General features: G+C 35.8%; 6 protein-coding genes and 1 riboswitch. Of the genes, 3 read left to right on the top strand and 3 right to left on the bottom strand.

The genetic code is table 11. The features are described from left to right. Nucleotides 1–5: 5 nt before the first annotated feature. Nucleotides 6–2,405, bottom strand: coding sequence for a nitrite reductase large subunit NirB (nirB, locus tag BUC25_RS05980; protein ID WP_073200728.1), 2,400 nt, complete (start codon nt 2,403–2,405; stop codon nt 6–8). 237 nt (nt 2,406–2,642) lie between these two features. Here nirB (BUC25_RS05980) and nirB (BUC25_RS05985) point away from each other — a divergent pair, with 237 nt between their 5' ends. From nirB (BUC25_RS05985) to BUC25_RS05995, 3 genes are all read left to right on the top strand, one after another. Next, entirely contained in the window at nt 2,643–4,970 is a 2,328-nt protein-coding gene (gene nirB, locus BUC25_RS05985; RefSeq protein ID WP_073200730.1) for a nitrite reductase large subunit NirB, read from the top strand. A 17-nt stretch (nt 4,971–4,987) separates the two neighbouring features. Then, complete coding sequence (nasC, locus tag BUC25_RS05990) at nt 4,988–7,120, top strand: assimilatory nitrate reductase catalytic subunit NasC (RefSeq protein ID WP_073200732.1); 2,133 nt, start codon at nt 4,988–4,990, stop codon at nt 7,118–7,120. An 812-nt stretch (nt 7,121–7,932) separates the two neighbouring features. Continuing rightward, entirely contained in the window at nt 7,933–9,378 is a 1,446-nt protein-coding gene (locus tag BUC25_RS05995) for a NarK family nitrate/nitrite MFS transporter (protein WP_139251784.1), read from the top strand. A gap of 216 nt (nt 9,379–9,594) precedes the next feature. Here the strand turns inward: BUC25_RS05995 and BUC25_RS06000 are convergent, their stop codons facing one another. Both BUC25_RS06000 and BUC25_RS06005 read right to left on the bottom strand, forming a co-directional pair. Then, nucleotides 9,595–9,909 carry an STAS domain-containing protein gene (locus BUC25_RS06000; protein ID WP_073200737.1) on the bottom strand — a complete coding sequence of 105 codons (315 nt, stop codon included), beginning with the start codon at nt 9,907–9,909 and terminating at the stop codon, nt 9,595–9,597. Between the two features lie 12 nt (nt 9,910–9,921). Next, on the bottom strand, nt 9,922–11,982 hold the full coding sequence (locus BUC25_RS06005; protein WP_073200739.1) for a flagellar assembly protein A: 2,061 nt from the start codon (nt 11,980–11,982) through the stop codon (nt 9,922–9,924). A gap of 196 nt (nt 11,983–12,178) precedes the next feature. Then, a riboswitch (cyclic di-GMP riboswitch) is annotated at nt 12,179–12,264 on the bottom strand. Nucleotides 12,265–12,319: the final 55 nt, after the last annotated feature.

A 12,319-nucleotide genomic window follows, 5' to 3' on the forward strand; every position in this document is an offset into this window, starting at 1 on the left:
ATCCTTTATTTCGCTGTTACTTTTTGGTAAAGATCTTTAAGCGTTGTTTCACTCTCTAACACTTCGTTCCAAGGTTCTTTATAGACACCTAACGCTTCATCCATACGAACATTTAATTCTTTACGTAATTGATCATCATTAACAACTTCTTTTACGTGTTCGATGCCTACACGTTCTAAATAATGAGAGGATCTTTCTAGGTATCTAGCATTCTCGCGATAATATTGTAAAAATGCAGCGGTATATTCCAATACTTCTTGCTGTGATTTGACTTTGACTAATAGTTCTGCTTTACGTAATTCGGTACCACCATTACCACCAACATACACTTCCCAGACACCATCTAACCCTACAATACCTACATCTTTTATACCGCCTTCTGCACAGTTACGCGGACAAGCAGATACCCCCATTTTCACTTTGTGAGGCGTATTTAACCCTTCAAATTTCTTCTCTAATTGAATTCCCATCCCTGTAGAATCCTGTGTTCCGAACCTGCAAAATTCTGCACCTACACATGTTTTCACCGTTCTCACAGATTTACCATATGCATACCCTGAAGGCATCCCTAAGTCCTTCCACACGTCAGGTAAATCTTCTTTTTTCACACCTAATAAGTCAATTCTTTGCCCACCAGTTAATTTAATCATTCCCACATCGTACTTTTCCGCTACATCTGCAATCGTTCGTAAATCTTTGGCATTGGTTACCCCACCATACATTCTGGGAACTACAGAATAAGTACCATCTTTTTGAATATTAGCGTGAAGACGTTCATTGACAAAACGTGATTCTCTTTCATCTTCATGTTCCTTCGGATAAACCATGCCTAAATAATAATTAAGTGCTGGTTTACACTTGGAACATCCTTCTTCCGTTTTCCATTCCAGTACATTCATAACTTCTTTCGTGTGTGTCAAACCTTTCTCTTTTATTTCAGCTATCACTTCATCACGTGATAAATCGGTACAAGCACAAACGGTCTCTTTTGTATCTGCTTCATACTCATCACCAAGCGTGTCTGTCAATAAATCAGATACTAAATTTTTACAAGTACCACATGACCTGGAAGCATTAGTAGCTCCTTTCACCTCTTCTACAGAGGTTAATCCATCAGATTTGATCGCACTTACAATCGCACCTTTGGATACGCCATTACAGCCACAGATAATTTCATCATCACTCATCGACGCAACAATGCTTTCCCCATCGTCTGCTGCTGATTGACTTTCCAGATAATCCTCAACATTCGCACCTTTTTTGATAAGACTAAGTAATTTCGTGCCTTCTTTTGTATTACCAAATAATACAGCGCCTTTCAATTTATCGTCCTGTACAAGAATTTTTTTGTAAGTATTTTGCCATTCATCAAATACTTTTATTGATTTTGTCTCTGCTGTTTCATTAATTAAGCCCGTTGAAAAAACATCCACACCTGAAACCTTCAATTGAGTAGATAATACAGATCCTTTGTAACCTTGATGGTTCATACCACAAATATGTTTGGCTAATGCTTGACCTTGCTCATACAAAGGTGCAACTAACCCATAAACCATTTGATCATGTTCCGCACATTCTCCAACTGAGTATATGTTCGGTACATTTGTTTCCATGTGATCGTTTACGACAATACCACGATTTACTTCAATGCCTGATTCCTGAGCTAATGCTACATTCGGTTTAATCCCAACAGCCATTACCACTAAATCTGCCGGAATCCAGCCACCATCTTTGAATTTCAAACCTGTCACACGTTTTTTACCAGTTATTTCAGCAGTTTGTTTCTCTAATAAAAAATTCATTCCTTGAGACTCTAATTCCTTTTTTAGTAGTTCACCAGCTGGTTGGTCTAGCTGACGCTCCATTAAATAATCTGCAATATGAATAACATCTACTTCCATTCCGAGATTCAATAATCCTCGAGCTGCCTCTAAACCTAGTAACCCTCCACCAATTACAGCTGCTCTTTTATAATTTTTAGAAGCATCAATCATTTTCTCGCAGTCTTCTATATCACGAAATGCTGTTACTCCTTCTTTATCCGCTCCTAGTAACGGAAGCATAAACGGATTGGAACCAGTGGCAATGATCAAATAATCATATGGCGTTTCTTTTCCTTTATCGGTATAAACGACTTGTTGATCTTTATCTATTTTTGTTACTGTTTCTCCTGGATATAGCAAAATGTCATTATCTTCATACCATTGCCATTCATTTAACGTTATATCTTTTAATTCTGTATCACCCTGTAATACTTTCGATAATTGAATTCGATTATAGTTCGGATATGGTTCCTTCCCAAACACGGTAATCTCGAATTGATCCGGTAATAACTTGATTATTTCCTCGATCGTCCGGATACCAGCCATACCATTTCCTATTAATACAAGTTTTTTCTTATCCATTTTTAGTCCCCCAATATCATTTGGAAAATTTAACTTGTATTCATCGTACCTATCAAAAAGTAATCTTGCTATCGACTTGTCAGCTTATCTGACACGCTTTTTGGAGCATCTAAAATACACCTTTAAAGAAATAACGTTATATTATCTGACATGATCACGGACAAAAATAGTTGGATCATGATAGTCTTCGAGATGATAACGAACGAAAGATCAGTGTCATTAGGAGGTATTATAAAAATGAATAAAAAAAGACTTGTCGTGATCGGAAACGGGATGGCAGGCTTAAAAACGATTGAATATTTGTTAAGAGAAAATTCATCTTTATATAATATTACAATCTTCGGATCTGAACCCTATACCAACTATAGCCGGATCATGTTGTCTTCTGTTTTACAGGGTAATGTTTCGTTTGAAGATATTACAATACACGATTGGCAGTGGTATAAGGATCATCAAATAAAACTGTTCACAAACGAAACGGTTCTATCTATAGAAAGAAATAAAAAATTAATCATAACGGACAAAGAGAGAACCGTACCTTATGATCACTTAATTATTGCGACAGGCTCTAACCCGTTTATCTTACCTGTTCCAGGAATCGATAAAAAAGGGGTTATGTCTTTCAGGACGATTGATGATTGTAAGGAAATGATCGATGTATCGAAACAGCATAAGAAGGCTGCAGTAATTGGTGGTGGTTTATTAGGACTCGAAGCAGCAAGAGGTTTATTAAATTTAGGCATGGATGTTAACGTCATTCATTTATCCAACCAGCTAATGAATCATCAATTAGATCAGACAGCAGGTTCTATGTTAAAGCATTCGTTAGAAGAACAAGGCATGCGTTTTATATTTGAAAAAGAAACAGCTGAGATTTTAGGAACGGATCGTGTTGAAGGTTTACGTTTTTTAGATGGAACAAGACTTGAAACTGATTTAGTGGTGATGGCAGTTGGAATAAGGCCTAATATTTCATTAGCAGATCAAGCTAAATTAGAAACGAATAAAGGGATTATCGTAAATAATGTTTTACAAACAAATGATCCAGATATCTTTGCCGTAGGTGAATGCGCCGAACATAAAGGAGCAGTTTACGGTCTCGTTAAACCGCTGTATGACCAGGCAGAAATACTTGCAAAACATTTAACGAATCAACAAGTTACTTATCAAGGTTCTACAATATACACACAATTAAAGATATCAGGAATTGATCTGTTTTCTGTCGGTCAAATTAATGAAACAGAGACCACAAAAGCAATCTATACGTATGACTCGATAGCGGATAGCTATAAAAAAGTATTATTTGAAAACGATAAAGCCATTGGTGCTGTGTTATTTGGTGATACATCGATGGGGTCAATCTTGCTTGATCACATTCAGAAAAAGAAATTTATACCTAACAATAAAAAAACTACTTTACTACAAGCCGTTAAAATTGAAGAATCATATGCGGCAACATTACCTAAAAATGAAAATATTTGCACATGTAACAATGTTTCAAAGGGATGCATTATCGAACAAGTACTTGCAGAAGACTTATCAACAGTTAACGATGTCAAAAAATCCACTAAAGCATCTAGTTCATGTGGTGGATGTAAACCAGTAGTCCAAGAACTACTCGACTATATCAACAGTGACTTTTTTGATGAGAAGGTAAAAGATAAGCGATTTTGCAATTGTACAACACTCTCTGAAGATGAAATAGTTCGAGAAATACAGGAACAGAAATTAACGAATCTTGACATGGTTTTCAACTCTTTAAACTGGAAAAACCTTAACGGATGTGAAACGTGTATTCCAGCTCTACATTATTATTTGGACATGATTTATCCAGAATATCAACAAAACGATTACTTCTTTTATCTCGATCCACAGACAAATGCATGGTTAGAAACAGATGGCACCTATAGCGTGACGCCTCAATTATATGGTGGTAAAGCAACTAGTAGTCAATTACGTAAAATAGAGGCGGTTTTGCGTAAATATTCCTTGCCTAGCTTAACCATAACTGAAGATCAACGATTAAAAATAACTGGTATTCACGAAAAGAACTTAATCTCCATTTGTAGTGACCTCAATATGAGATTACATTCACCAGAAAACCATGTATTGAAAAAGGTGCAAATAATCGGAACTACTCCCCAAATCGGTAACGAAATCGAGAATATAGCTTATCAAATTGAAAAACAAACAGAGTTTTTAACAATGGCTAGCAATCTTAAAGTGAAACTTTTCACTAATAAAGCTCTCTTGTTAGAGCATTATTTTGATCTAGCACTAATAAAGGAAAATGCGGGCTGGGAGTTAATTGTACAGGAAAACAGTAAACAATCATTATTAGCTATTGCTAAAACAAATCATGAAATCATCTATCTGACCCTTTCATTCCTTCAATATTACCGGCAATCCGCCAATTTTAACGAGAAAGTCGGAACGTGGCTGGAAAGAGCAGGAATGGTTCATGTTCGTGAAGTGTTATTTGATCAAGAGAATCAAACGATGTTGCTGCAAAATCTCCATAATGATCAAAGTGATCGCACAAAAACCTTTGTTTCAACGTTGTAAGAAAGGATGTCTAGAAAATGACAGAACTAATGCTTAAATATTTCCGGGATAAACAACAAAAAGTACAATCCGAAAAAATATATGACACACAATGCCCATATTGCAGCATGCAGTGCAAAATGCAATTGATTGAACAACGTGTTATATCAAGAAAAAAACATAAAACGGTCGGTAAAGATAATCCCACTTCTGAAGGACGCCTTTGTGTAAAAGGAATGAACGCCCATCAACACGCACTTCACACGGATCGAATTAAACAGCCTTTGCGAAAAGTAAATGGTGAATTTAAACCAATATCTTGGGAAGAAGCGTATCAGCTTATCGTTGAACGTTACCAAGAAATAAAAAGGATCGATGGTAAAGATGCTTTATCTGTATATGGTAGTGCCTCGATAACAAATGAAGAAGCTTATTTACTCGGTAAATTTGCTAGAGTTGGCTTGCAAACTCGACATATTGACTACAATGGCAGATTATGTATGGCCTCTGCTGCCACAGGTGCTAACCTCACATTTGGCATGGACAGAGGCTTTACAAATACATTAGGAGAAATTCCACATACACGTTGCATTATATTAGCCGGAACTAATATCGCAGAATGCCAGCCAACGATTATGCCTTATTTTGAAAAAGCCAAAGAAAATGGTGCCTATATTATTGCAATCGACCCACGAGAAACAAGTACTACAAATCTAGCTGATTTACATTTAAAAAACAAACCAGGCACAGATGTTGCCTTAGCAAGTGGGATTCTAAAAATCTTAATTGATTTAGACTTAGTCGATCACAAATTTATTCAGCAGCGCACGGAACATTTTGAGGACGTTAAGAAATATATACAATCGGTAAATCTTGATACGATCGCAACGGATACCGGCATATCGTTAGATGATTTATATCAAACAGCTCTTGTGTTTGGTCGTGAATCAAGTGGCATGATTTTTACCGCACGAGGAGTAGAACAACAAATAAATGGTACAGACACGGTAAGGAGCTTCTTAAATCTATTATTAGTCACCGGAAAAATCGGAAAAAAATATTCTGGATATGGTGCCATTACTGGGCAAGGAAATGGTCAAGGAGCTAGAGAACATGGTCAGAAAGCAGATCAACTGCCAGGTTATCGCTCGATTGAAAAGGAAGAAGACCGAAAATACATCGCTAAGGTCTGGGGGATAGAAGAACAGACTCTTCCAAGAAAAGGTGTTTCTGCCTATGAAATGTTCGAAAAAATAATAGATGGCGAGATTACTAGTATGTTTGTAATGTGTTCAAATCCGATTGTTTCCAATCCCAATGCAAACCTCATTCAAAAAGCATTAAAAAAATTAAAGTTTTTAGTTGTAGTCGATTTATTTTTATCGGAAACAGCTAAATTAGCTGACCTTGTACTCCCTACTACTTCGTATCTAGAGGATGAAGGTACCTTAACAAATGTAGAAGGACGAGTAATGTTACGTGAAGCTAGTTATCCTATCCAGGGAGAAGCCAAACATGATTGGGAAATTTTATGTGATATTGCACGGTTACTTGGAAAAGGATCATTTTTTAATTTCAAGAATGCTGAGGAAATATTTGAAGAACTGCGAATCGCAAGTAAAGGTGGAAAAGCGGACTATTCTGGAATAACTTATGACCGTATTCGCAAAAAACAAGGGATCCTATGGCCCTGTACTAACTGCAATACGGCTGGTACAGAGAGATTATTTGAAACAAATTTTGCTCATGAGAATGGAAAAGCAAAAATGGCAGTTATTCCGATCTCAGACACAAAAAAACCGAGTATTAACAACGAATTCCCCTTATATTTAACGACTGGAAGAGTGATGTCCCACTATTTAACTGGGGAACAAACTCGAAAAAGTCCTTCCTTGGCAGCAAGAAACTTTGAAGCTTTTTTAGAAATACATCCAGATACCGCTGAGTTATATGGAATTAAACCAGACTCTCTCGTTCGAGTCACATCTAAAAAGGGGTGGATTATCGTTCGGAGTAAATGGTCTACATCGATTAGGAGAGACACCGTTTTTGTACCGTTTCATTGGACAGAAAAACAAAATGTGAATCGATTAGTTGACGATACCCTTGATCCTTATTGTCGAATGCCCGGTTTTAAAATGAGCACCGTACGAATAAGCCCAATTAACTAATCAACCAACCTAAAAAGTATTTCCTATTCGCAAAAGTAGGGTTATGCGACATATCTCTTGTGGTAATTATTAGATGTGAGAACTGCGTAACAACCGCTTCGGCTTGTCGGCTTCCCTTTCCGCGGGTTTTTCTCCTCAGCTAACTTTTTAAGCAAAGGGCGCTTAAAAAGTGGATCTTCGGAAAAAAACATCCCGCAGGAGTGAAAGCCGACGCCTGCGCTTTTTAATGCACTACAACTCAAGCAAGAATAATCCTGTTGATTTTATTAAATTTTGACTATGAATAGCTTTTCAATATTAGCAAAATAAGCTCATAGTTATAGCAATTCAAAATGCTAGCACTTGCAATCTTTGTAGAACTTCATTCAGCGTAGGCGGCCACTTCCACTCCTGTGGGATCATTTTCCATGAAGATCCACTTTTCCATGCGGTTTTTGCTTGGAAAAGTTAGCTGAATGGAAAACCCCAAGGAAAGGGAAGTGGGCAAGCCGAAGCGGTTACCACGCTCATATAACCTTTCAAAATTACCACCAGAGTTATGTCGCATAATCTTACTTTTATTCAGTAAATAATTGTTTAATCTTAATAGACAATAAATATTTTGTTACAAAAATTAGAATGTATCTAATGAGTGATCAGTTACGGACGGTTAAGTTATTTTCAAGAAAAGGTTAGGTTAGATCCAGCAACCTATTCCATTAATATTAAAGAAGCTGATCAGACATTCTATGTAAGATTATATTACTGTTTCGTTGTTTCATAACCTTATCTTCTTATAATGAAGTTATCAACACTAAATGGAGGTACTTGAAATGAACACAGGTCATAAAGGAAATATAAAAACACTAGGATTCACTACTTTAGCTTTCTTTATCACATTTGTCGTCTGGTTTAATATGGCGCCATTTATGACAACGTTAAAAAAACAATTTAGTCTAACAAATGATGAAATTGCATTACTGGCAGTGGCAAACGTCACGCTTACCATTCCAGCACGGATCTTAATAGGTATGCTCGTTGATCGGTTTGGACCGAGAAGAGTATTTTCAAGCTTATTAATGATATTAAGTATTCCGTGTTTCACGTTTGCTTTATCCAATACCTTTACTCAATTAATGGTTTCCAGAATATTCTTAGCATTAATTGGTGCCGGATTTGTTATCGGTATTCGTTTAGTATCAGAATGGTTTACTGAGAAAAATGTTGGATTTGCTGAAGGCATTTATGGTGGGTGGGGCAATTTTGGATCTGCAGCTGCGGCAATGACACTACCAGCTTTGGCAATTCTCTTCGGAGGTGAAGATGGATGGCGTTATGCTATTGGTCTAACGGGATTAATCAGCTTAATTTATGGAATTCTTTTTCTCCGATTAGTGAAAGACACACCAGATGGAGTGTCCTTTAAAAAACCAAAGAAAAGTGGTGCATTAGAAGTTACTAGCTATCGCGATTTAATTGGCTTAATGTTAATGAGCATTCCACTTTTCGGTATTTTAATTTTTCAAAGTTTTCGTTTATGGGATTTAGATTTTATAACTTTTCAAATTATGCTAATTATAATTCTATCGCTTGTCGTATTGTTTTTCTATAATTTATCAAAGATATGGAATGTTAATAAAGAGCATTTGAAAAAAGGAGTACCAGAAAATGAAAAATACTCGTTTAAACAAGTAGCTATTCTTAATTTCGCTTATTTCTGCACTTTTGGTTCAGAATTAGCAGTAGTCTCAATGTTACCTCAATTTTTTGAAGAAACCTTTGCACTTGGAGTGGCTCAAGCTGGAATCATTGCAGGAAGTTTTGCCTTTATGAACCTAATGTCTCGGCCAAGCGGGGGTTGGTTCAGTGACAAATTTGGTCGTAAAAAAACTTTAATGATATTTTTAGCAGGTCTTGCGGTTGGATATATAGCTATGGCATTAATTGGTTCCAGTTGGCCGATTTGGTTTGCCGTTTTAGTAACCATTGGTTGTTCCTTCTTTGTTCAAGCAGGTGAAGGTGCCGTCTATGCAATGGTTCCTACGATTAAAAAGCCTGTTACAGGACAAATTTCTGGTATGGTTGGAGCCTATGGAAATATCGGAGCAGTTGTGTTCTTAACGATTTTTACAATGGTAAACCCATCCGTCTTCTTTATCATAATCGGATTAACAGCGATAGTCTGTTTCTTTTGTATCTTCTTCCTAGATGAGCCACAAAGAGCGACTGCAAAAGAGAAAATAAAAAAAGCACAAACGAAAGATGCAGTATCATATTAATATTGAAAACGGATGGGATAGAATACTTATCTTCACGTAAAACCAATATAATATAGCGTAACTTAAGGATACTGCGCAGTAACTGACTTAGTAATTCTAACAAGTTATTAGTGCTTAGAAACCCGCTTATAGTTTGCCCACTTTCACTCCTGTGGTGGGTAGCTTAAGCGGATAATTATCAGTTAGAACCTTTCAAAATAATCTATAAACTAATTGCTATTTAACGATAACCTCTTTTCCAATGATTTCTGGTATTTGTACTAATTCAAAAACCTCTAAAATATCTTCTTTCACATTCAAGATTTTCACTTTTTGATTTTCTTCCTTTAATTGTGTGACAACTCGTATTAATAAACCCATACCGGACGAATCAATGAAATCAACCTTTTGAAAATTTAAATGAACTTTGGATTGATTCCTTAATTCAGGTATCAATATTTCATTTACAAGTTCAGTAGATTCTATATCAAAATCTCCATTTAATGATACGGTACAGTGATTAGCTGCTTTTTCTAGTTGATATTCTAACATAACTGAACCTCCCTACTCGAAAATTATCTGTCCATTTTCATCTAATTTCGCTTTTATAAACTTTTCCTCTTGAAATAACTGTCTAACAGCATCCCCAATGCGAAGAATTGTACCTTCATACGCTCGCATTATTATAATAGATCTGTCAGAGGCAGTGGATATAAGCGTTTTCGTACCACTTATTGCTCCGGCTTCATTTACCTTAACTCCTAATCTACCGTATACTTCGCCACCTCTTAAAATACCGTCGACTTTCAACTGGCCACCAGAATGTACTTTAGTATTAATACAGCCCTTCCCAATTATATTGACATTCCCACTTGAATAGATCTTACTATTTGTTGTATCAGATATAGTGATGTAAGAATTAGGTTCCACATCTGATTCGGTTGTATTCGCTAATTCTAGCATCAAATCTTTTAGTATTGCTAACTTTTCAATGGTTATTGTTTCATTCGATAACGTAAGAAACATCGTTTTCAGGTCATGACCTACTTTTTTCCATTCGGGTTCTTCAATGTAAGCGTCTGCTTTTTCTACAATATCAACATATTTACTTGCAGTGTTTTTAAAATCTTTGAATTTTTTTTCAGATAATAAAATGATTAATGGTTGTAAACCTTTCATTTTTAGCTCTTGAGAATTATATGCCTTGGAACTTGTAAGTTGTTCAATAATAACAAGCATCTTTTCTAATTGTTTCTCTAATATCGCTAATAGATGTCCTAACTCAATAACAAGCAAATGATGCTTTCCAGCTGTCAAACTAGAGTTAGTGACATTTCCTTTTGCGGTTAAAGACTTGGAGGCAGTAATGTTCGATTCACTAATTGACCGATGAATATATATATCACCACCGGCTTCAACAATCATGTTTTCTTCTACTTCTCCCAAAATTTCAATATCTCCACTAAAACGGATATTACCAGACTCAATATTGACATTACCATCATGAACCAGTTTCGACATAATCATGGCTTTCACAGTCCGACCTCTTTGCTCAATTACAGGTCTTCCAGATTCTGTTGCAATAATTTTATCTTCTATTAAATCTACACCTTTTCCTGAAACCAGTCTTAATTCATGAGTCTTTTTTGTCGGTATCTCTTCATCCAAAACAGAACGACCTGGTAAACCAGGGATCGGCGGGTGTAGAATTGCCATAATCGTACCAACTTCTACATTTGGAATAATATTGGCGTCTTTAAAATTAATATTTCCCTTTTCATCTTCAACAAGTCCATTCTCAGCGTTAATATCTACCCTTACTTCTAATTCACCGTCTAATCCATGTTTTGCCTCTTTACCCTGGGCAATTACGAAGCGACCTTCTTCTTCTGTTTCAATAGCATGTTCAATCGCCATTTCATTTAAACCAAAAGTAATATTCTGGTTTTCAAGTTCTTTTATTATATCCTGTCTGGATAATGTATTAATAATTTCAGTTTGTGACTTTAATACAATTTTAATATGTTCGCTAGGGGGAGTATCCTGTAATGTATAGGAAACTTTTTCTCCTGGGTACACATCTAATATCGCTTCTAATCCACTTTTAATAATTGATATTTTCCACGACATTGACTTTTCTGTAAATTGCTCGTAATCAATCTTATATTCGTCATCTTCACTTAGTAGTATTGCTTTTTTATTGATTAATTGTCCGTTTTTATATAACCAAACCTTCTCACTAATTGAAGCGGTTGCATATTTATTATTAGCACTTTTTATAAAAAGCTGATTATTAGTAATCCAGGCTGTACCTTCTTTTTCATCTTCTGGTGAAGGTTCTTTTAATGCTTCGATTTCAATACTCTCTAGTTCTGATGTTTCATTAATCGCATTCTCTACTAGTTTATCTAAATCTGCTATCTCTTGAGTACCTTTATCATTAGTGTTTTGTTGTTCAGATTTCGATAATTTAACGATCGCTTCTTTCTTACCTATACCCATAAAGCCATCTGTATCATATTGGAGGATTTCAATATCGACTTCCTGCTTCGATATTTGCATTAATTTAAGTCCTTTATCAATTGCTTCTTCTACTGATTTACCTTTTGAAATAAACTGATTCATGTTTATCCCTCCTTTTCAGAAGCAAACTTACTAGCTACCGGAATTCTTTGGATTTCAATTACTAAATAAGCTTTCATACACCTATTACCCAACTTTTTAATGAAATAGGCATTTTTGATAAAAAAAAGTCCACCATTGAAGGTGGACACAAAGAGTAACTACTTTCTTTAGCAGGCTCTTTTGGTATTCCTTATCCTTCGGCAACCCGGCTATCCTAGTTAATTGACCTTAGATCCATAGGCTTTGCGTCCTTACTTTTCAATAAGTTTGCCATTTTCGTTAATAGTAAAAAAGTCATGTTATGATTTCATTTTAAAAGAGATTTCTCTTTTCGTCA

This window comes from Gracilibacillus kekensis (assembly GCF_900143085.1).
In the GTDB taxonomy this organism is placed as follows: Bacteria; Bacillota; Bacilli; order Bacillales; family Amphibacillaceae; genus Gracilibacillus; species Gracilibacillus kekensis.